This window comes from Lawsonibacter sp., from assembly GCF_022777125.1.
In the GTDB taxonomy this organism is placed as follows: Bacteria; Bacillota; Clostridia; order Oscillospirales; family Oscillospiraceae; genus Lawsonibacter_A; species Lawsonibacter_A hominis.
The window spans coordinates 1-19,474 of the sequence record NZ_JALFGV010000106.1; the positions used below are offsets into that span (position 1 = coordinate 1).

The 19,474-nt window shown below is 64.4% G+C and carries 22 protein-coding genes and 1 pseudogene; 11 read left to right on the top strand and 12 right to left on the bottom strand.

The genetic code is table 11. The annotated features are described in order from the left end of the window. The 12 genes and pseudogenes from MR825_RS09130 to MR825_RS09185 form a co-directional block, all read right to left on the bottom strand. Window positions 1–259, bottom strand: a pseudogene (locus MR825_RS09130) (hypothetical protein); the annotation flags it as partial. 2 nt (window positions 260–261) lie between these two features. Next, the gene (locus MR825_RS09135; RefSeq protein ID WP_050619276.1) at window positions 262–651 is read right to left on the bottom strand and encodes a hypothetical protein; all 390 of its coding nucleotides are present in this window, start codon (window positions 649–651) and stop codon (window positions 262–264) included. A 15-nt stretch (window positions 652–666) separates the two neighbouring features. Continuing rightward, the gene (locus tag MR825_RS09140) at window positions 667–1,698 is read right to left on the bottom strand and encodes a phage tail sheath C-terminal domain-containing protein (RefSeq protein ID WP_287880317.1); all 1,032 of its coding nucleotides are present in this window, start codon (window positions 1,696–1,698) and stop codon (window positions 667–669) included. Further along, entirely contained in the window at window positions 1,695–2,192 is a 498-nt protein-coding gene (locus MR825_RS09145; protein WP_186907990.1) for a hypothetical protein, read from the bottom strand. Before MR825_RS09145 ends, MR825_RS09140 begins: the two co-directional genes overlap by 4 nt. Window positions 2,193–2,218: 26 nt before the next feature. Further along, entirely contained in the window at window positions 2,219–2,542 is a 324-nt protein-coding gene (locus tag MR825_RS09150) for a hypothetical protein (protein WP_186907991.1), read from the bottom strand. Then, window positions 2,539–2,901: a hypothetical protein gene (locus MR825_RS09155; RefSeq protein WP_287880321.1), complete on the bottom strand. Its 363-nt coding sequence runs from the start codon at window positions 2,899–2,901 to the stop codon at window positions 2,539–2,541. Before MR825_RS09155 ends, MR825_RS09150 begins: the two co-directional genes overlap by 4 nt. After that, window positions 2,898–3,932 (bottom strand): phage major capsid protein, encoded by a 1,035-nt coding sequence (locus MR825_RS09160; protein WP_186907993.1) that lies wholly within the window; start codon window positions 3,930–3,932, stop codon window positions 2,898–2,900. The genes MR825_RS09155 and MR825_RS09160 overlap by 4 nt, the downstream gene beginning before the upstream one ends. Window positions 3,933–3,949: 17 nt before the next feature. Then, window positions 3,950–4,291, bottom strand: a complete 342-nt coding sequence (locus MR825_RS09165) for a hypothetical protein (protein ID WP_287880324.1) — start codon at window positions 4,289–4,291, stop codon at window positions 3,950–3,952. A gap of 320 nt (window positions 4,292–4,611) precedes the next feature. Beyond that, a complete protein-coding gene (locus MR825_RS09170; protein WP_287880327.1) occupies window positions 4,612–5,505 on the bottom strand; it encodes a hypothetical protein in 894 nt (297 codons plus the stop codon). After that, on the bottom strand, window positions 5,502–6,668 hold the full coding sequence (locus MR825_RS09175; protein WP_186907996.1) for a serine/threonine protein phosphatase: 1,167 nt from the start codon (window positions 6,666–6,668) through the stop codon (window positions 5,502–5,504). Before MR825_RS09175 ends, MR825_RS09170 begins: the two co-directional genes overlap by 4 nt. Window positions 6,669–6,699: 31 nt before the next feature. Then, window positions 6,700–7,956, bottom strand: coding sequence for a PBSX family phage terminase large subunit (locus MR825_RS09180; RefSeq protein ID WP_186907997.1), 1,257 nt, complete (start codon window positions 7,954–7,956; stop codon window positions 6,700–6,702). Window positions 7,957–8,015: 59 nt separating this feature from the next. Next, window positions 8,016–8,342, bottom strand: coding sequence for an XRE family transcriptional regulator (locus MR825_RS09185; protein ID WP_256175489.1), 327 nt, complete (start codon window positions 8,340–8,342; stop codon window positions 8,016–8,018). Window positions 8,343–8,672: 330 nt separating this feature from the next. Here MR825_RS09185 and MR825_RS09190 point away from each other — a divergent pair, with 330 nt between their 5' ends. From MR825_RS09190 to MR825_RS09240, 11 genes are all read left to right on the top strand, one after another. Next, window positions 8,673–9,965 (top strand): UDP-N-acetylglucosamine 1-carboxyvinyltransferase, encoded by a 1,293-nt coding sequence (locus MR825_RS09190; RefSeq protein ID WP_186907998.1) that lies wholly within the window; start codon window positions 8,673–8,675, stop codon window positions 9,963–9,965. Window positions 9,966–10,034: 69 nt separating this feature from the next. Continuing rightward, window positions 10,035–10,823 (top strand): MBL fold metallo-hydrolase, encoded by a 789-nt coding sequence (locus tag MR825_RS09195; RefSeq protein ID WP_186907999.1) that lies wholly within the window; start codon window positions 10,035–10,037, stop codon window positions 10,821–10,823. 52 nt (window positions 10,824–10,875) lie between these two features. Beyond that, complete coding sequence (gene rlmH / locus MR825_RS09200) at window positions 10,876–11,358, top strand: 23S rRNA (pseudouridine(1915)-N(3))-methyltransferase RlmH (protein ID WP_287880333.1); 483 nt, start codon at window positions 10,876–10,878, stop codon at window positions 11,356–11,358. A gap of 65 nt (window positions 11,359–11,423) precedes the next feature. Further along, the gene (locus MR825_RS09205; protein WP_287880335.1) at window positions 11,424–13,151 is read left to right on the top strand and encodes a phospho-sugar mutase; all 1,728 of its coding nucleotides are present in this window, start codon (window positions 11,424–11,426) and stop codon (window positions 13,149–13,151) included. A 338-nt stretch (window positions 13,152–13,489) separates the two neighbouring features. Then, on the top strand, window positions 13,490–14,389 hold the full coding sequence (locus MR825_RS09210) for a precorrin-6B methylase (RefSeq protein WP_287880337.1): 900 nt from the start codon (window positions 13,490–13,492) through the stop codon (window positions 14,387–14,389). 423 nt (window positions 14,390–14,812) lie between these two features. Continuing rightward, on the top strand, window positions 14,813–15,394 hold the full coding sequence (locus MR825_RS09215; protein ID WP_256175481.1) for a 2-oxoacid:acceptor oxidoreductase family protein: 582 nt from the start codon (window positions 14,813–14,815) through the stop codon (window positions 15,392–15,394). After that, a complete protein-coding gene (locus MR825_RS09220) occupies window positions 15,391–15,696 on the top strand; it encodes a 4Fe-4S binding protein (protein WP_186908004.1) in 306 nt (101 codons plus the stop codon). The genes MR825_RS09215 and MR825_RS09220 overlap by 4 nt, the downstream gene beginning before the upstream one ends. A gap of 1 nt (window position 15,697) precedes the next feature. Further along, window positions 15,698–16,897 carry a pyruvate ferredoxin oxidoreductase gene (porA, locus tag MR825_RS09225; protein ID WP_287880341.1) on the top strand — a complete coding sequence of 400 codons (1,200 nt, stop codon included), beginning with the start codon at window positions 15,698–15,700 and terminating at the stop codon, window positions 16,895–16,897. A gap of 1 nt (window position 16,898) precedes the next feature. Next, a complete protein-coding gene (locus MR825_RS09230; protein ID WP_287880343.1) occupies window positions 16,899–17,828 on the top strand; it encodes a thiamine pyrophosphate-dependent enzyme in 930 nt (309 codons plus the stop codon). Between the two features lie 85 nt (window positions 17,829–17,913). Further along, the gene (locus tag MR825_RS09235) at window positions 17,914–18,369 is read left to right on the top strand and encodes a low molecular weight protein-tyrosine-phosphatase (protein WP_186908007.1); all 456 of its coding nucleotides are present in this window, start codon (window positions 17,914–17,916) and stop codon (window positions 18,367–18,369) included. Window positions 18,370–18,458: 89 nt separating this feature from the next. Next, the coding region (locus tag MR825_RS09240) for an MFS transporter (RefSeq protein ID WP_287880345.1) at window positions 18,459–19,474 on the top strand (1,016 nt) is incomplete at its 3' end.

The window sequence follows — 19,474 nt, forward strand, 5'->3', positions numbered from 1 at the left end:
CGATCTGCTCCACCGACAGGCCCTCCAGGACCGCGCCGCCGGTGGAGAACACCGGCTCTCCGCCCCGCTCCAGGGCTCGGGCCAAGAGGCAGGCGTTGGCGCACAGGGCCCGCTCCCGGTCCTCCCGCGTCAGGCCCGCCGCCTCCCGGCGGGCCTCCAGCACCTCTCGGGCGGACAGGAGCCGCAGCTCCAGCCCCTGTCCCTCCTCTGCCGCCGTCCTCCGTGCTCCGGCCAGGAGGGTCATCCAATCCCGCTCCATGCTCACGCCTTCGTCTCGATTCGCTTGGCCGCCACAATGGTCACCTTTTCCACCACCATGTCGCCCAGGGTGCCGTTTTCCCCGATGGCGCTCCACTGGCAGCCGGAGTAGATAATCTTCCGGTCCGGCTTGCAGATAACCAGGGAGAAATCCTCCAGGTCGTGGAAGTTGATGCCGTCCCGCACGGCCTCGTCTGTGGCGTAGAGCCGCGTCAGCTCCACCAGATGGCTGCGGGGTCCGGGTATGGTGGCCACCGGCTGATCCTCGCCGAAGGCCTCCACCGTCCGGCTGGAGCGGCTGGTCTTTGCGGCGTAGCTCTGCACCACCGCCACCTTTTTGCCGTCTACCTCTAGATAGATGTCGCTGCTGGTGGGAAATCCCGTCACTGTCATTGCTTCCCCTCCGTATTAAACCGTCACATGGGCCGTCAGCCAGATCTGATTGAGTCCGTGGGTGACGGTAAAGCTGAACTCCACCAGACACACCGTGGGATTCTCCTCCAGCGCCGTCACCGTCACTCCGTCGTAGCCGGTGATGATCTCCCGGCCCAGCTTGTTCTCCAGCTCCAGGATGGTCTGGGCGCGGATCGCCCCTCTGGACTGCTCGGTGTTTTTGGCCCGCTGGAACTTGGCCCGCAGGCTGTTGCGCACTGCGGGGATCACGTCGTCCACGATGCGGATGGTGGACAGCTCCCGCCAGGTGCTGTCGGCGGCCTCGCCGTTCTTGGTTCTGGTGGTGACGCCCCGCACCACCGAGATCTCCCCCGCCGCGCTCTCCAGGGGGGTAACCCCGCCCTGCACCAGCAGGTCGATCTCGTTGTCGCTGTACTGGACCTTCAGTCCGCTCAGGCCCCGGAGTACCGCGCCGCCCAGGGGCACCGCCGGGTCGTTCTCTCCGGCGATGGCCCCGGCCGCTGCGGCGGCGGCCAGCGCTCCGCCCGTCCCGTCGGCGGGGGCCGCCAGCACCACCCGCTCACTGTTCAGGGCCTCGGCCCGTGCCACCAGTTCGGAGACGTTCTCCCCGCTGCCGGGACACACCACCGCAATGCGCTCCCTTCGGGCCTGGGAGGCGTTTTCCACGCTCTCCCGCAGCTTCTGCTGCACGCCCAGGGTGGTACTGTCACAGAAGATCACCGCCAGGTCCTCCTCCGCTTCCAGCAGGGCGAAGGCCGCCTCATACCCCTCCTCCGCCGCCACAGGCGCCGCCTTTACCTGGGCCGCGCCGTTGCGGAAGAGCGTCTGCGCCAACCGGCACAGGTTGTCCTCCGCCCCAAAGGCGGCCGCCGCGTCCTCGTATCGGGCCAGGGCGTGCAGTCCTCCCGCCTCCGCCTCGCTCAGGGCCGCGATGCCCACGGTCTTCCCGCTGCCGCCGCCGCTGACCACGGTGGACGCATCGTAGCTGGAGTAGACCCCCGGCCGCTCATGTTTCGTCGTGCTCACACTTTTCCGTCCCCTCTCACGATAAAGTCCAGGAACGCGCCCGCCTCGTCCGCCACGGCGTAGAGCCAGCCTTCACAGACCGCTTCCGCCGGGCAGCGCAGCAAATCCGTCCCTGGATCGTCTTCCACCTCGCCGCAGGAGAGTTCCAGCAGCTTCAGCCCTTCCGGCCCCTCCCGCTGCAGGGCTCCGGCCACCACGTCAAAGGCGGTCCGGAGCGCCGGAGCGCCGTCGGGCCCCGGCGCATACAGATCCAGCCCGAATACCAGCCGCACCTTCCGTCCGTAGAGCTCCTCCCAGCAGCCCCGCTCCTGGTTGTAGCGCTCCCCCAGATAATCCCGGAAGCCGCCCGGCCCGCCCTGGCAGGAGCGCAGGGAAACCGCCGCCACCGGCCCCTGCACGCGCCTGCGCGCTCCCCCGGGCCAGGCGCAGACCGCTTCCACTCCCGCTTTCCGCAGGCATTCGGCCATCCGCTCCCGCACGGTATCCAGCGTCATGCTTTCTTCCCCCTCCGCGTTTCCGGTCAATCCTCGTCCATGGGCCGCAGCACGGCCCGCCAGTGGGACAATACCGTCCCCAGGTAGAACGGCTGGGCGGAGATCACCCGGAAGCGCCGCCCAGCCCACTGGATAAAGCCGTCTCCCAGCCCCTCCAGCGCGATTCCCGGCTCGCCCAGGCAGAGCCACTTGTCCTGCCGTACCGCCCCCAGGGGCGAAGCCTGGACCTGCTCGCCGCGCTCCCGGATGGGCTGGAGGAAGGCCCGGCACGCCGTCCCCTCCTCCGCGCCCTCGCGCCAGAGGAGCACCCTCTGCCCATACCGCTGCAGCAGCCCCTCAAACAGGCTCATCCCGGCACCCCCCGGAATACGAAGCCGTCGTCCCGGAGATAGCGGGCCATGACCTGCCTGGCCTGGAGACGCAAAGCGGCACAGCGCGCCCTGGCGTCCATCTCGGATCGGTGGCGTATGCTCACGTCCCCGGCGCGGAAACTCTCCACTCCGCCGTCCTCTCCCGCTGCCAGACCGGCCAGGGCCAGCCAGGCTGCGCCCAGCAGGAAGGCCTCTCCGCAATCCTCGGGCGTCACGCCCTCCCGAAGCATTCCTTCCAGTTCCGCCCGGGCAGCCCGGCACAGGGGCTCCAGCGCCTCCGTTTCGGTGACGCCTGCCGGTCCCAGCGTCCGCGCCAGAGCCAAGATCTGCTCCGTCATCCGACCCTCAGCACCTTGGCCGCATCGGTGTAGAGCTTGGCAAAACCGCTGATGCTGGTGATGGCGGCCCGCTCCAGCTGCCGGTCGATCAGCTTGTCATACTCCACCAGCACGTCGGAGCCCTGCACCATCTCCAGCGCATAATGCTTGTCCAGTCCGATGAGCGTTCCGCTGTCCAGGGCGGCGGTGCGCAGCAGCTTGGCGCCCAGGGGCGTGGCCAGCTTGCCGGTCCCCTGGAAATTGAGTCCGGTCAGCGGGTTCTGGAATTCGGTGAGTTTGAGCAGCTTCAGCATCACGTCGCCGGATGCCAGCAGCGTGTTCATCTCATAGGGGTCGAACTGGGCCCAGAAATCCACCAGTTCGCTGTAGGTCAGGCTGCCCGCCGTGCCGCCGATGGGGCTGGTGCCGACCTTGAGGGCCTGGGCCGGATTGCTGTTGCCGTCGCCGTTCAGCAGCACGTCGATGGCGTCCTCCAGATGCATCCGGTTGATGTGCGCGCCGATCTGGCGCAGGGTGACGGAGAACAGGTCCAGCTTCTGGTAGCGGATGGCTTCGTAGGAGGCCACCAGCATCCGTCCCCGCTTGTGGAGCTTCACCAGGTTCTCCTGGGTCTTCACCTCGGTCTGGGGGATGGCGGCCCCCTCCTCCACCCGGCGCAGTTCCCGCTTGGTCTTTTCCGGGACCGACGTGATGGAACGGTAGTCCATTCCTTCAAACCGCGTCACCGCGGCGGTAATGTGGGGCAGCAGATCCGCCTCCTCCATCCCCTGCCGTACGGAGCGGGCGATGTACTCGGGAAAGAGCACTGCGGACTGTGCGGTGTGGAAGAATTTCTCCACCACGTCGCTGCCCGCGCCCTTCACCTTGATGTCAAAGCGCTTGAGCTGCCGCTGGTAAGCGTCCAGTCCCTCCAGGGCCGTGCCTTTGTAGTGCTCGGAGGGGTCCTCCCGCTCCAGCACCTGGGTAAAGCTTTGGCCGGCCTCGTTGTACATGCCCTTTTCCAGTCTGAGATTGTCGTACAGATAAGCCATATGTTTCTCCTCCCCTTTTACAGGCGCACCACGGCGCCGTCGCTGTCCGCGCTGATCACCAGCAGTTCTGTGCCGCCGGTGGCGGCCGCTTTGACGCCGCCGCTTCCGTCGGCGGCCAGCTTGACCCAGCCGGCGCTGACGCCCTCGCCCGTGACGCTCACCCTGACCAGGCCCGCCAGCTGCACGGCGGCGTAGCCGTCCTGGGCGGAAAGCGCCATGCCGCAGAATCGGTCGCCGTCGCTGCAGGCCCCCACGGTGCCATTCCCCGTGACCTTTACCACCTGTCCTGCCGTTACTCCGTCGCCGCAGGCGAAGGTAGCCGCCACCTCTCCGATCCCCTCAAACGAAATCTTGCTCATTCCCGTTTCTCCTTTCGCGTTCTCCGCTTCCTTTTGCGTCTGTGTTCTTCCGCCGCGCCGGGCGTTTGCGCCCCGGGCCCTGCGGGCTGTCCCGGCCTTGTTTGCTCCAGAGGGACAGGTTCGTCCATGGGGCGCTTCTTCCGGTCCCAAACGGGCTTAAGGCATCACCGCACAATTCCCCACGCACGCCTTGGCGGCCAATTTGCCCCACAAATGCGCTGCAAAACCTTGCAATACGCAAAGTATTCCTGCGGTTTTGCGCCTTTTTGCAGCACAAGTTTTCGCGCCGCTCCGCACGCGTTGAATCCTGCGGTAATGCCTTAAATCAAAAACGCCACGTCGTCCCGCTGTGCCTCCCGCTCCCCACCGGTATCCTTGATTTGTGGCGCCGTCGGGAAGCGCTCGTCCAGCCGTTTCTCATAGGCCCGTTTCACCGCCAGTAATTCCTCCTCGTCCAGTTTTCCGGCGATCTGCTTGAGCACGCCGCCGCTCAGCTCCGGCTCCGCCAGCGCGCCCAGCCGGGCGATCTCCTCCCGCAGTCCCGCCAGGTACCTGCGCCCCAGCTCGGCTTCCCGCTCCAGCTGTTCCCTGTCCGTTTCCCGCTTCATCTGTTTGATCACCCCCGCGTTTTTCTGGGCCGGCACCGCTACAAACGACCACTCATAGGCGTCGGTGGCCTCCCGCAGGTCGGCCCAGCACAGATTGCCGTTGTAGGTGCGCCCTTTGACATGCCTGCATTTCGTCCGGTCGTTGTGGTCCTCCCCGCATATGGAGCAAACCGCCCGCTCCACCGCGCAGCCCACGCTGACCTCCTTTTTGATGCCGCCCTCGATCTCCGCGATCAGGTCCCGGTTCTTCTCCGTGCGCAGCATGTAGGCGTACCCCTTCAGATAGCAGTATGCGTCCCCCGCGCCGGTACGCTTTTCCGTCTCCTGCACCAGCTCGGTGCGGTAAATGCGGGCGGTCTGCCCCAGGGCGCTCCACTGGTGGTCAAATACTCCGCTCTTCCCCACAAAGAGCCTTTCCAGTTCCTGCAAGGTCTCCAACGGGAACCGTTCCCCGTCGCGGTCGATCTCGTTGTCGCACAGCCGCACTCCGAAGGCGTATACCTCTCCGGCCTTCAGCTCCTTCCGGCTCAGGGCATTGATCTGTGCCAGCTCGCCTTCGGCCAGTTCCAATCCCTGCCCCGCCCGGGCCTGCTTTTGTATCCTCACCGTTTCGCTTCCTCCTTTTCATTTTCCAGCCGCAGCGCCCGGGTCTGCTCCCGGTACAGCTCCGCTCTTGCCTCTTCCACCAGGTCCTGCAGGTTGATGTCTTCCCAGTCCACCTCCACCGGCTCGTCGTACCCATGCAGACGCAGCCACAGCTCGCACACCCGTTCCACCACCGGCGCCAGTCCCCGCCGTATAGCGGTGATCTCACTGGTCATCATGTCGGCCTGCTGGGCGCTCATTCGTTCGGTGGAGGACCAGGACAGTCCCAGCAGGAAGGGCGGTATGCCCGTGCGGGCGATCAGCTGTTCCAGGATCTGCCGGACGGGCACCTCGCTGTCCAGCACCTGGTTGTCCGCTCCGATGACCTTGATGTCCACGTCGCCCACGGCCACAAAGTCCCGGACGCTGCCCTGCTTTCCCGCCTGCATGGCAGCCGACCACTCCCGGGCCAGGCACTGGCTCCGCTCCTGCGCCCAGGCCCGGTCCAGCCCGTCCCCCTCAGGCTTATAGATCACGGCAAAGCGCACGTTTCCCAAACGCTCCCAGTTCATGCCGGTAGCCTGATAAATTTTCAGCAGGATCTCCGTCAAAAAGGGCATCGACCGCAGCAGGCTCACTCCGTAAGGGCTGCCCACCTCCGGTTGAAACGGGGTAAACAGCAGCAGCTCCTGGCAGGGCAGCGGCTCCATTCCGCCGCCTTCGGCCCGGGTGCAGAGCTGGAACTCCATTGGGGACGCCCCCTCCCGGATCTCCACCTCCGCCGGATCTCCGCACAGCAGTGCGGCAATCTCCCGCCGTCTGCGGTCCAGCACGATCTCCCCTACGGCCCGCCCGCAGGTCAGCATGGCGTCCAGATAGCGGTCCAGAAAGGACTGCACGCCCCGCTGGCCCCGTCCGGTGTCCACCGTCCGCAAAAACCGCTCCAGTCCCGCCTGGGCCTGTTCCGTCCGGCAGCGCACCTGTACGCCGCCGGACAGCCGGATCAGCTTCAAGATTGCGGCGTCCACAATGGGCACCGCCTCCCGGATGCTGCGGTAAAGGGCGATTTCCCCGCTGCGCAGCGGCACATAACCGTCCAGCAGCCGGAAGGGATGCCGTCCCCCGTCCCGCAGCTGGACTGCAGCCGTCCCTCCCCCGTCCGCTTTCTTGTTCCAAAATCCCATCGCTCCGTACTCCTCTCCCGCTTGCCGCGTCTCAAAACGCCTGCCGCTCCACGGCCCACGCCCCAACGCCGCCGTACGCCCGCCGCGCGGCCACGGTAGCGGCAAAATACCGAATATCGTCCATGGCGTGATCGTGCTCCTTTCGGACCCGGTCGCCCGTCGCCCGCTCATCCCAGCAGTACAGGCCAAACTCCCGGATGGCGTCCCGGCAGGCCGGGCCTATCACGATGCGCCCCTGCTTCAGCAGCCCGGCGGTCAGGCGGATGCCGGAGAGCACGTCGTTTTCTCCCCGTATGACCCGCCATCCCTCCCGCCGCAGGGCCTCCAGAAAGCTGGCCGCCGACGGATCGGCCACCACGCAGGCGATCTCCCGGCCGCCCGCCAGCCGCTTCAGGTCCTGTACGTATTCCCCGTCGGTCTTCTGTCTGCCCCGGGCGCGGGAATCGTAGTAAAATTCCTCCACCCGGTACCAGACCCCGTCTCTGCGCCCCCACAGCCCGAAGGACGCGGGATTCACCGTCCCGTAATCGCAGGAGATGCACCATTGCTCCATCGCCCCCTCCGGCGGAGGCCTGATGTAGCTTTCGTCGAAGAAATCGTATACCCGCCCCTCGGCGGCCGCCCACTCCCCCAATACGAACCTGCGGTAAAAGGCCCCGCTGAAGCTGCGGCCGTACCGCCGTATGACCTGGGGAGACAGGGCCGGGTTGTCCTGCATGGTAAAGTGGAGGTAGAGGGCCCTGCGCTCCTCCCGCTTCAGGATCCATTCTTTGTAAAACCAGTGCTCCGGCCCCGCAGGGTTACAGGAAAACCACAGCTTGGCCCCCGTGACGGAGCAGCGGGCCGCCGCCTGTTCCACAAAGGAGCGTGGCATCAGCGCCGCCTCGTCCAGCAGCACCCCTGCCAGCGTCATCCCCTGGATCAGCCCTGCGCTGCCCTCATCCCGGCCGCCGAAGAGGTAAAACGTATTTTCCTGCCCGCCAAAGCGCACGCGCACCCGGTTTTGGGAGACGGTTTCCTGATATCGGAACCCAAGCTCGCCCAGCGCCGGCAGTAGGGTGCTCAGCAGGTTGCGCCGCAGGGCGGATACCGTCTTGCCGCACAGGGCGAATTTCTCCCCGCCGAAGCGCCGCATGGCCCAGCAGAAAAAGGACAGTCCCATGCACAGCGTCTTCCCGCTGCGCACGGCCCCGTCGCAGATGATCGCCTCCCGGTCTCTGGTCCCGGCCCCGTCGCACCACCATGTGAGCACTTGTCTCTGCTTTTCCGAAAACGCCTTGAACTGCATGCCTCACGTCCCTCTCCGCCGGTTCCGTCTTCCCGAATCTCCGTGCCGCCGCGCTGTTTTCATCCGCTCTCCCCGCCTCCCGCCGTTTGCTCCAGCGCGCGGAAAAACTGCTCCGCTTTTTCCCGCTCGCCGTCCCCGGCCAGGGCGATCAGCTTCTCCAGCGCCGCCAGGCGGTCCACCAGCTTGATCTCCACCGTCCCGTTGCCGCTGCGTTTGAACTCGGCCAGTTCCTCCAGCTCCAGCGCGTCGATCCGTTCCCACTGCTCCGGCGGCAATCCGCTGCCCAGGAATGCCAGCTTTACCGCGTCGTTGACTCGTCCGTTGGCCAACTCCTCCATCCGCCGGAGCAGCGCTTCCCGTCCTCTCTGCTTTTTGGAACTACTCACCCTCGCTCACTCCTCACCCCTCCCCCGCCCCCTAAAAATGTTGCCTGTTTGGATGCAACCAGCTTTCAAAAAAATAAAGCATAAAATTTTGCAAAAGCGGGCATCGTGTCTTTGAGTGGAAAGGGCGCGCGGAAACACCTGGAAATTTCCAGCTCGGGCGAAAATAGGTTTGCTTTTGCAGGCAGATATGCTATAATGTATGCGTATAGGAGCGCGCTGTCCTTGTACGGCGGCTTATCCTGCTGCTTTTTACCGGGCCGGCTGCTCACCGGCCCTTGGATACCGTGTGCCCGAAACGGAAGCGCACGGAAGGAATAGAGGGTTGAAGGTTTGACGAAATATGTAATTCACGGCGGGAGACCGCTGTTTGGAGAGATCGACATCAGCGGCGCCAAGAACGCCGCTGTCGCTATCATCCCCGCCGCCCTGCTGGTGGACGGCGTCTGCCGCATCGAGAACATTCCCCAGATCAGCGACGTGACGCTGATCCTGAATATCCTCCAGGACCTGGGTGCCGACGTACGCACGGTCAACCGCACTACGGTGGACATCGACTGCTCCCATATCCGCAACGCCCGCGTCCCGGAGGAGCTGGCCCGCAAGATTCGGGCCTCCTACTATCTGATCGGCGCGCTGCTGGGCCGCTTCGGCTCGGCGGAGGTCCCCCCTCCCGGCGGCTGCGACTTCGGCGGGCGCCCCATTGACCAGCACATCAAGGGTTTTGTGGCCATGGGGGCCGACGTGGACGTACAGGGCGGCTATATTCACGCCCGCGCCCGGGCGGGCCGGATGCAGGGCACCCAGGTCTACCTGGACATCGTCTCCGTGGGCGCTACCATGAACATCATGCTCTCCGCCGTTCTGGCCCAGGGCATGACGGTCATCGAGAACGCCGCCAAAGAGCCTCATGTGGTGGACCTGGCCAACTTCCTCAACTCCATGGGGGCCGACATCATGGGCGCGGGCACCGACGTCATCAAGATCCGCGGGGTAGCGCGTCTCAGCGGCGGCAGCTACTCCATCATTCCCGATCAGATCGAGGCGGGCACTTACATGGCCGCCGTGGCTGCCGCCGGCGGCGAGGTTCTGGTAAAAAACGTCATCCCCAAGCATCTGGAGTGCATCACGGCCAAGCTGCTGGAAATGGGCGTAGCGGTCGAAGAGCGGGACGACGCGGTGCTGGTGTGCCGCACCGGCAATCTCACCCGCACCAACGTGAAGACCCTGCCCTACCCCGGTTTCCCGACCGATATGCAGCCCCAGATTGCCGCCATCCTCTGTCTGGCCGAGGGAACCAGCGTGCTCACGGAAGGCGTATGGGACAACCGTTACCGCTATGTGGATGAATTTCGCCGCATGGGCGCCCAGATCCAGGTGGACGGCAAGATCGCCGTGATCGAGGGCGTGGAAAAGCTCACCGGCGCCCGGATCCGCGCCTGCGACCTGCGGGCCGGCGCCGCCATGGTCATTGCGGGCCTGGCGGCCCAGGGCACGACCGAGATCAGCAATATCTACCATATTGAGCGCGGCTACGAGGATATCGTGCGCAAGCTCTCCGGCGTGGGCGCGGATATCCGGGTGGTCGTTACCCCGGATGCCGGGAAACAGGCTCAGGTGGGCTGAACACAGAGCAAACGGGCGGCGGCAGAATGCCGCCGCCCGTTGCAGTATACATAGAAGGAGCGAGGCGACTTGCTGGAGCTTTGCACCCTGGCCAGCGGCTCCAGCGGAAATTGCCTGCTGGCGTCCGACGGGACCACCCATCTTCTCATCGATGCGGGCATCTCCGCCCGGCGCATCTGCAAAAGCCTGCGCGCGCTGGGCGTGGAGCCCGCCGGCCTGTCCGGTATTCTTATCACCCACGAGCATTCCGACCACATCGGCGGCCTGGCCACCCTGACCAAGCAATTGCGCCTGCCGGTGTACGCCAGCCGGGGCACCGCGCTGCAACTGTGCTATCGCATCGCCTTTTTGGAGGACGTGATCCATCCCTTTCAGGCCGCCGGCGCCTTCTCCATCGGTTCGTTGGGGATCACCAGCTTCCCCACCCCCCACGACTCCGCCGACAGTGTGGGCTACACCCTCACCGACGGGCGCCGGAAGGCTGCGGTGGCCACCGACTTGGGCCATCTGACGCCCGCCGTCTCCGCCGGGATCGCGGGGGCCCACCTGCTGGTGTGCGAGGCCAATCACGACGTGGAGTGGCTGCGCTGCGGCCCCTATCCTTATTTTCTCAAGCAGCGCATTCTGGGGGACCGGGGCCATCTGTCCAACGAGGCGGGGGCGGCCCTGGCCTGCGCGGCGGTGGAGGGCGGGACCCAAACCGTGGTGCTGGCCCATCTGTCCGCAGAAAACAATACCCCCGTGCGCGCCTATGATACGGTCCATGCCGCGCTGTCCGGCCGGGGCGTGGCGGTGGGCCGGGACGTGACGCTGGAGGTAGCCCCCCGCTCCGAACCCGGCCGCCGCTATTGCGTCTGATTCTCCGCGCCCCTTTCGCCCGGGACGCGCCGTCTTTGCGAAAGGAGCATCTATGCTGGAAGTCCATCTGATCTGCGTGGGAAAACTGAAGGAAAAATTTTATACCGACGCGGTCTCGGAATATACCAAGCGTCTTTCAGCCTATTGCAGGCTCACCATGACCGAGCTGCCCGAAGAACGGCTGCCGCAGAATCCTTCTCAGGCGCAGATCGACGCCGCCCTGGCCCGGGAGGCCGCGGCCATCCGCTCCAGGCTGCCTGCCAGCTCCAGCGTGGTGGCTCTGTGCGTGGAGGGCCGCCAGCGCTCCAGCGAGGAGCTGGCCGCCCTGCTGGAGACCTGGGCGCAGAACTCCGCCAAACGCCTGGTTTTCCTCATCGGCGGCTCCCACGGTCTGGACAGTGCGCTGAAAGACAGCGCCTGGGTTCGGCTCTCCATGTCTCCCATGACCTTTCCCCATCATCTGGCGCGGGTGATGCTGCTGGAGCAGCTCTACCGCGGCTTCAAGATCAACGAGGGTTCAAGCTATCATAAATAGGGGGTGTTCCCCCAGGAACCTTTTGCGCCCGTCCGGCGGGCAGGAAGAAGAAGGAGGTAAGGATAATGACCTACAGGCAAGCCTATCAGCAGTGGCTGGAAAGCCCGGCCCTCAGCGCGGCGGAGCGGGAAGAGCTGCGCTCCATCGCAGGCGATGAAAAGGAGATCGAAGGCCGCTTTTTCGGCCCCCTGGAATTCGGCACCGCCGGTCTTCGGGGCACCATGTGTACGGGACTGCACAATATGAACGTCCATGTGATCCGTCACGCCACCCAGGCCTTCGCCCAGGTGATTTTGGAAGAAGGCGCGGCCTCCGCGGCCCGGGGCGTGTGCATCTGTTACGACTGCCGCAACCACTCGCAGGAATTTGCCCGGGAGGCGGCTTCCGTCATGGCGGGCAACGGCATCCCGGTGCGGATTTTCGCATCCCTGCGCCCCACGCCGGAGCTTTCCTTCGCCGTGCGGGAATATCACGCCATCGCCGGCATCAACGTCACCGCCAGCCATAATCCCAAGGAGTATAACGGCTATAAGGTCTATTGGGAGGACGGCGCCCAGCTGCCGCCCCGCCACGCCGACGCGGTGGCGCAAAAGATGTCTGAGCTGGACCTGTTTTCCTCCATCCGCCGCATGGACTATGACCAGGCAGTCTCCCAGTCCCTGGTCCAGATCATGGGGGCGGAGACCGACGAGGCCTTTCTCGCCCACGTCATGGCCCAAGCCACCGCTCCGGAGGCCGTGGCCCGGGTGGCCGACGGGTTTAAGATGGTCTATACCCCCTTCCACGGCACCGGCTACCAGCTGATCCCCGAAGCGCTGCGCCGCCTGGGGATGAAGCATGTGCTCTGTGTGCCGGAGCAGATGGTCATCGACGGCAGCTTTCCCACCGTGGCCTCCCCCAACCCGGAAAATCCGGAGGGCTTCGCCCTGGCTGTGGAGCTGGCCAAACGGGAGGGCGCCGACTTTATCCTGGGCTCCGATCCGGACGCCGATCGGGTGGGCATCATGGTACGCACCTCGGACGGCAGCTTCAAGGTCATCTCAGGCAATCAGACCGGCGTTTTGCTGCTGGACTACCTGATCGGGGCCATGAAGCGCGCGGGCCGGCTGCCCGCCCAGCCTGTGGCGCTCAAAACCATCGTCACCACCGAGATGGCCCGCAAGGTAGCCCAGGTCAACGGCCTTGCCTGCTATGATACGTTCACCGGCTTCAAGTTCCTGGCTGAGAAAAAGGACCAGCTGGAGGGCAGCGGCACGGGTAACGTGATCTTCTCCTACGAGGAGTCCTACGGCTACATGCTGGGCGACTATGTGCGGGACAAGGACGCGGTCACCGCCTCCCTGCTGCTCACGGAGATGGCCGCCTGGTATCACGGGCAGGGCATGACCCTGTACGACGCTCTCCAGGCGCTCTTCGCCAAGTACGGCTGGTACGCGGAGCGCACCCTGAACCTGGTCATGCCTGGGCTGGACGGCCTGAAGCAGATGGCCGCTCTGATGTCCGGCCTGCGCCAGTCTCCGCCTGACGCCATCGCCGGGGTCCGGGTAGCGCGGCAGAAAGACTACCTGGACGGCACGGTGGTGGACACTGCGACCGGCGCCGCGGGCAACATGGAGCTCTCCGGCTCCAACGTGCTGCGTTACGAGCTCTGCGACGGCACCAGTCTGATCGTCCGCCCCTCGGGTACCGAGCCCAAGGTAAAGGTCTATATCCTGGCTCAGGGGACCGACCGCGCCGACTGCGCCGCCAAAGTGGCTCAATATGCCGCCTGGGCGGAGTCCCTGAAACGCTGAATCCCTCCCGACGGGCCGCCGCACAGCCATGCGGCGGCCCGTTTTGGCGCGCGCTTTTTGGATTTTCCGCTGGATTTTCCACACTGCTGTGTTATAATGGGGCTGTCAAAAAAGCGGCAAAGCCGCTTTTCGAGAAGGCATACGCGAAATTTTCACCTTGCTTTCCTGCGAATTGTCGGCAGAAATTTCGTGAAAAGCGTCCGTTCCAAGGCACATATCCTTGGAACGGACGGGATTTCCTTTTATTCCGCCGCCTGCGGGCGGCGGAACTCCCTGCGGGAGGGCTTTGGGGACAGTCCGAATGTCTGCAATCACACTGTCAGAGGGGGACGCATCCTATGGAACAGCAGCTTTTCAACAATTCCCATATCCTGGCCTGGCTCCAGTATTTCTCCGACCACACGCAGGTGGACTTGGAGAAGGTCAAGCTTTTGGATATCACCCGCAAAAACAAAAACCTGATCCCCACGGTGGAATCCCATCCGGCGGTGCTGGTCTTTACCGAGGCGGGCCATGCGGATATCTTCTACCGCATGTGGGATGCGGGCCTGGGCGACTGCACCGTCTGGTACAACGAGGGCTCGGATCCCTCCGGTCCCATCAAGCATGACCTGCTGCGGGATATGATCGACCGCGGCATCAACGCCTCGGCGGGCATGCTGGTGCTCAATCCTAACGCCCGCTCTACGTATAAAGTCGGCATGCGCAACTCCAGCTTTTCCCGCGGCTCCATTCATTACGTGGGCAGCGAGATCCGTGCCGTCCTTCTCAATAAGATGCACCTGTCCGTGGGGGATACGGTGTGTGTGGTCAGCGGGGAAAGCATCGCGGTGGAGAGCGCCATCTTGGCAGGCGAAGGCACCGTCATCGCCGTGGAATACAATCAGCAGGATCGTCAGACCATGGAGGAAAACGCCCATAAATTCGGTCTGAACAACATCGCCATCATCGACCATGTGGACGACGCCTCTCTGTCCGGCCTGCCCGTGCCCACCCTGACCTTCCTGGTGGCCTCCGCCAGTCTGGAGCAGGAGCTCCAATGCCTGCTCCGGCGAAACCCCCATATGGAGTTTGTGATCTATACCCTGGACTTCCGCTGCGCCGCCTCTCTGCCCGCCCTGTTTGAGCAGTACGGCATCGGTGAGACCGAGGTGATCCAGATCGCCGTGTCCAAGCTGGGCGGCAAAAACACCTTCACGCAGGAGCCCGCTCCCTGGGTCATCTCCGGCCGGGCGTAAAACGTCCGGCGGAACCGCTCCTCGGATTTTGTCAAATTGACCCTTGACAATCCCGCCCCCATGGGCTATATTATTTCATAATTTATTCCACTAAAGATGATGATGGAGACAGTAGGGTCTGACCGAAGTTTTGCAGAGAGCCGGTGTCTGGTGAAAATCCGGTATCAGTAGGTCTCGCCCGAAGATCACTCCGGAGTTGCAGCCCGAACCGTTTGCCGAAGTAGGCGCTGCCGGACTTCCCCGTTACCGGAAGCGCATATGACGGTATGCAGTAACGGGTGGTACAGCGAAAGTGCAGGCTTTCGTCCCTTTACGGGACGAAAGCCTTTTTATTTTTCCGGAAACGGCCCGCGGGCTTTTCCGGCGGGGGCGGCTGCCCTCCGCGCTGCGAACGCAACCACTTCAATACGGGAGGAATCAACTATGAGCGCATCCATGACCGAGATCCGCTGGCACGGCCGCGGCGGCCAGGGGGCCAAAACGGCCTGCCTGCTGCTGGCCGACGCGGCCTTTGCCTCCGGCAAGTATGTCCAGGGGTTTCCCGAGTACGGTCCGGAGCGTATGGGCGCACCCATCACCGCCTATAACCGGATCAGCGACATCCCCTGCACCATCCACTCCAACATCTACGCGCCCGACTACGTCGTGGTGGTGGACGAATCCCTGCTCTCCTCCGTGGATGTAACGGCGGGGCTGAAGGAGGGCGGCGCGCTGGTGATCAACTCCGCCAAAGCGCCCGCGTCCCTGCGTCCTCTGCTGCGGGGCTGGACCGGCCGGGTGGGCGTCATCGACGCCCGCCGCATCTCCGAGGAGCATCTGGGCGGTTACTTTCCCAACACCCCCATGCTTTCCGCCATCGTGCAGGTCAGCCGTGTCCTGGAGCCGGGACGTTTCATCGCGGATATGGAGGCCTCCTTCCGCCATAAATTTGCCACCAAGCCCCAGGTGATCCAGGGCAATATGAACTGTCTGATCCAATCCATGAAGGAGGTGCGTCTGGCATGAGCATCCAGGCAAAGGCGATCAACGAGCAGACCCCCTGGCAGGATCTGACCCCCGGCGGGGAGATCTACGAGGGGGGCACCGCCCGGGCGGTGCGCACCGGCGAGTGGCGCTCCGACGTTCCGGTCTGGGACGCCTCCAGGTGCAAACAATGCCTTCTGTGCGCCCCCTACTGCCCCGACTCCTCCATTCCCGTGCAGGCCGGGCGGCGTCTGGACTTTGATCTGGACCACTGCAAGGGCTGCGGCATCTGCTGGAAGGTCTGTCCCTTCCAGGCCATCCAAATGCAGCAGGAGGTGCGCTGATATGAGCATCCGGGAACGTCTCTCCGGTAACGAAGCCATTGCCTGCGCCATGCGGCAGATCGACCCCGACGTCTTTGCCGCCTTCCCCATCACCCCCTCCACGGAGATCCCCCAGTATTTTGCCCAGTATGTGGCCGACGGCCGGGTGAGCACCGAGTTTATCCCCGTGGAGTCGGAGCACTCCTCTCTCTCCGCCTGTATCGGGGCCCAGGCCGCCGGCGTCCGGGCGGTCACCGCCACCTCCTCCTGCGGCCTGGCCTTTATGTACGAGGTGCTGTACGTAGCGGCCTCCGCCCGTCTGCCCATCACCCTGGCCTGCGTCAACCGCACGCTTACCGGCCCCATCAACATCAATAACGACCACTCCGACTCCATGGGCGCACGGGACACGGGCTGGCTCCAGCTCTACGCGGAAAATAACCAGGAGGCCTATGACAATTACCTCCAGGCCATGCGCATCGCCGAGACCCCCGACGTACGCCTGCCCATCATGGTCTGCCAGGACGGCTTCATCACCTCCCACGCCGTGGAAAATATCCTGCTGGAGGAGGACGCCGCCGTTAAGGCCTTCGTGGGCGAGTACCGCCCGGAGCACTATCTGCTCAAACAGGAAAATCCCCTGGCCGTGGGGCCCTATGATACCTGCCCCTACTGTATGGAGCATAAGGTACAGCAGGCCGAAGCCATGAAAAACGCCAAGCGGGCCATTCTGGATGTGGCCGCCGACTTTGCCCGCACCTTCGGCCGCTCCTACGGCTTCTTTGAGGAATACCGCATGGAGGACGCTGAGGTAGCCCTGGTGCTCATCGGCTCCACCGCCGGCACCGCGAAGGCCTGCGTGGAGCGCCTGCGCGCCCGCGGGGTCCGCGCGGGGCTCATCAAGCTGCGGGTCTTCCGTCCCTTCCCTGCCGAAGAGCTGGCCGCCGCGCTGGCCCATGTAAAGGCCGTGGCGGTTCTGGACAAGAGCGAGGGAAACTCCGCCTGCGGCGGTCCGCTTTTTGCCGAGACCCGCTGCGCCTGCTACGATCTGCCCCACCCGCCCAAAATGATCGACGTGGTCTACGGCCTGGCGGGCCGGGACTGCGCGGTGGAGGATGTGGAGCGGGTCTATCGCCGCCTGCTGCACATCGTCCAGACCGGCGAGACCGGCCCCCGCTACGTCCATATGGGCCAGCGCAGCAAACAGGAAGAGGTGTTGTAACATGGCATATAATCATAAGGCCGAACTCTCCAAGCCCGAGCGTTTTGTGGGCGGCCACCGGCTCTGCGCCGGGTGCGGCGCGGGCATCGTCTGCCGGGCCATGACCCGTGCGCTGGACGAAGGGGACAAGGCGGTCATCTGCAACGCCACCGGCTGCCTGGAGGTCTCCTCCTTCCTCTACCCCTATACCGCCTGGGAGGACTCCTACATCCACTCCGCCTTCGAGAACGCCTCCGCCACCTGCGGCGGCGTGGAGGCGGCTTATCGGGCTCTGAAAAAGAAGGGCAGGATCGACGATACCTTTAAATTCCTGGCCATCGGCGGGGACGGCGGTACCTATGACATCGGCTTCCAGTCTCTGTCGGGCGCCATGGAGCGCGGCCATGACATGACCTACTTCTGCTATGACAACGAAGCGTATATGAACACCGGCATCCAGCGCTCCTCCTCCACCCCCCGCTTTGCCAACGCCACCACCAGCCCAACCGGCGCGGAGAGCCTGGGCAAGCGCCAGAACAAAAAGGACCTGACCGGGATCCTGGCGGCCCACCGGATCCCCTACGTGGCGCAGACCACTTTCCTGGGCAACTTCAAGGATTTCCACGAGAAGGCCCATCGGGCCATCTATACCCCCGGCCCCGCCTTTGTCAACGTCCTGGCCCCCTGTCCCCGGGGCTGGCAGTATTCCCCCGAACTGCTGCCCGAGATCTGCAAACTGGCGGTAGAGACCTGCGTCTGGCCCTTGTACGAGGTCGTGGAGGGCAAATGGATGCTCAGCTATGAGCCCAAAAAGAAACTTCCCGTCACCGAATTCATGAAGCTCCAGGGCCGCTTCAGGCACTGCTTCCGCCCCGGCAACGAGTGGACGCTGGAGGCCGCCCAGCAATCTGTGGACGAGCAGTGGGAGACCCTTCTGGCCCGCTGCGTGTAACTTTTCCCAAACGGCAAGTCCGGCCCCGCGGAGGGGGCTTCCGGTCGTTTTGCTTCCCTTCACGTCGTAATCGGAGGATTTTATCATGCACCGTCTTCTTTTCGTCTGCCACGGCAACATTTGCAGAAGCCCCATGGCTGAGTTTGTGATGAAGGACTTGGTGCGCAAAGCGGGCCTGGACCATTCGTTCGCAATTTCCTCAGCCGCCACCAGCGCCGAAGAGACCGGCCGCCCCGTCTATCCCCCCGCCCGCCGCATGCTCCTCTCCCATGGGCTCGATCCCTCCGGCAAGCGTGCAGTCCAGCTCCAGCCGGGGGATTACGTCCGCTGGGACCGGTTCATCGGCATGGATGAGGCCAACCGCCGCAGCATGACGCGGCTTTTCGGAGGCGACCCGGAGCACAAGGTACATCTGCTGCTGGATTACGCTCCCCGGCCCGGGTCGGTAGCCGATCCCTGGTATACCGGCGACTTTGAAACGGCCTGGCGGGATATATCCGCAGGGTGTGCCGGACTCTTTACGGCCCTGACCGGCCTTTGACGTACAATTTCTGGCTGGCTCTGGACAATCGCTCAACAATCTGGTAAGATGCAAGATATAAAATCTTTATCATAAGGAGCGTATCCAGCATGAAACAAGCAAGCACCTCCATCCGCTGGCTCTATCTTGTGGTGGGCGTCATCGCCCTGCTGTTCGCCGGTATTCTCTACGCCTGGTCCATCCTGAAAGCCCCCCTGGCCGCCGAATTCGGCTGGTCGGCGGCCGATCTGGCCCTGAATTTCACCTTAACCATGTGCTTTTTCTGTCTGGGCGGCATGGCAGGCGGACTGCTGGCCAAGCGGCTGGGTACCCGGCTCACCCTGATCCTGGCGGCCCTGCTCGCCTGCGCGGGCTTTCTGCTCACCGCCCGGCTCTCCGGGCAGAGCGTCGCCATGCTCTACGTGAGCTACGGCATCCTCAGCGGCGCGGGCATCGGCATCGCTTATAACGTCATCATCTCCACCACCAGCGCGTGGTTTCCCGACAAGAAAGGCACCTGCTCCGGCGCGCTGATGATGGGCTTCGGCGCTTCCGCCTTGGTGCTGGGCAATCTTGCGGGCGCGCTCATCGATCACCCGTCTGTGGGCTGGCGTGCCGCGTTCTCCTTCCTGGGCGGCGCTTTGGGCCTGGTGCTGCTGATCGCCGCTTTTCTCCTCCGCCTTCCCGCTCCGGATACTGCGCTGCCTCAGCCCCAGGTCAAAGCCGCCCGAAAGGACGAGGCGTTCGAGGCCCACGATTATACGCCCGGTGAGATGATCCGCCGCTTTCCCTTTTGGCGTGCGTTCCTCTGCATCGTCTTCCTGGCTGCGGTCGGCAACACCGTCATCTCGTTTGCCAAGGACCTCTCCCTCTCCGTCGGGGCCAACGCCGCCCTGGCCACCACTCTGGTCGGCGTGCTTTCGGTGTGCAATGGCCTGGGGCGCATCCTCACCGGCGCGCTCTTCGACCTGCTGGGCCGCCGCAGAACCATGCTGCTGGCCAATGTGACCGCCATCCTGGCCGCCGCGGTCACGCTGCTCTCGGTGCTCGCCGCTTCGGTGCCTCTGTGCGTCATCGGCCTGTGCGTCACCGGTCTGTCCTACGGCGCCTGTCCCACCATCTCCTC

What these genes read in the sequence shown, in the direction of transcription:
- rlmH (WP_287880333.1), top strand. Translation starts at nt 10,876, where the DNA reads ATGCTGGAAGTCCATCTGATCTGCGTGGGAAAACTGAAGGAAAAATTT.
- MR825_RS09235 (WP_186908007.1), top strand. Translation starts at nt 17,914, where the DNA reads ATGCACCGTCTTCTTTTCGTCTGCCACGGCAACATTTGCAGAAGCCCC.
- MR825_RS09230 (WP_287880343.1), top strand. Translation starts at nt 16,899, where the DNA reads ATGGCATATAATCATAAGGCCGAACTCTCCAAGCCCGAGCGTTTTGTG.
- MR825_RS09145 (WP_186907990.1), bottom strand. Translation starts at nt 2,192, where the DNA reads ATGACGCTGGATACCGTGCGGGAGCGGATGGCCGAATGCCTGCGGAAA.
- MR825_RS09155 (WP_287880321.1), bottom strand. Translation starts at nt 2,901, where the DNA reads ATGACGGAGCAGATCTTGGCTCTGGCGCGGACGCTGGGACCGGCAGGC.
- MR825_RS09220 (WP_186908004.1), top strand. Translation starts at nt 15,391, where the DNA reads ATGAGCATCCAGGCAAAGGCGATCAACGAGCAGACCCCCTGGCAGGAT.
- MR825_RS09215 (WP_256175481.1), top strand. Translation starts at nt 14,813, where the DNA reads ATGAGCGCATCCATGACCGAGATCCGCTGGCACGGCCGCGGCGGCCAG.
- MR825_RS09165 (WP_287880324.1), bottom strand. Translation starts at nt 4,291, where the DNA reads ATGAGCAAGATTTCGTTTGAGGGGATCGGAGAGGTGGCGGCTACCTTC.
- MR825_RS09160 (WP_186907993.1), bottom strand. Translation starts at nt 3,932, where the DNA reads ATGGCTTATCTGTACGACAATCTCAGACTGGAAAAGGGCATGTACAAC.
- MR825_RS09180 (WP_186907997.1), bottom strand. Translation starts at nt 7,956, where the DNA reads ATGCAGTTCAAGGCGTTTTCGGAAAAGCAGAGACAAGTGCTCACATGG.
- MR825_RS09205 (WP_287880335.1), top strand. Translation starts at nt 11,424, where the DNA reads ATGACCTACAGGCAAGCCTATCAGCAGTGGCTGGAAAGCCCGGCCCTC.
- porA (WP_287880341.1), top strand. Translation starts at nt 15,698, where the DNA reads ATGAGCATCCGGGAACGTCTCTCCGGTAACGAAGCCATTGCCTGCGCC.
- MR825_RS09175 (WP_186907996.1), bottom strand. Translation starts at nt 6,668, where the DNA reads ATGGGATTTTGGAACAAGAAAGCGGACGGGGGAGGGACGGCTGCAGTC.
- MR825_RS09150 (WP_186907991.1), bottom strand. Translation starts at nt 2,542, where the DNA reads ATGAGCCTGTTTGAGGGGCTGCTGCAGCGGTATGGGCAGAGGGTGCTC.
- MR825_RS09135 (WP_050619276.1), bottom strand. Translation starts at nt 651, where the DNA reads ATGACAGTGACGGGATTTCCCACCAGCAGCGACATCTATCTAGAGGTA.
- MR825_RS09210 (WP_287880337.1), top strand. Translation starts at nt 13,490, where the DNA reads ATGGAACAGCAGCTTTTCAACAATTCCCATATCCTGGCCTGGCTCCAG.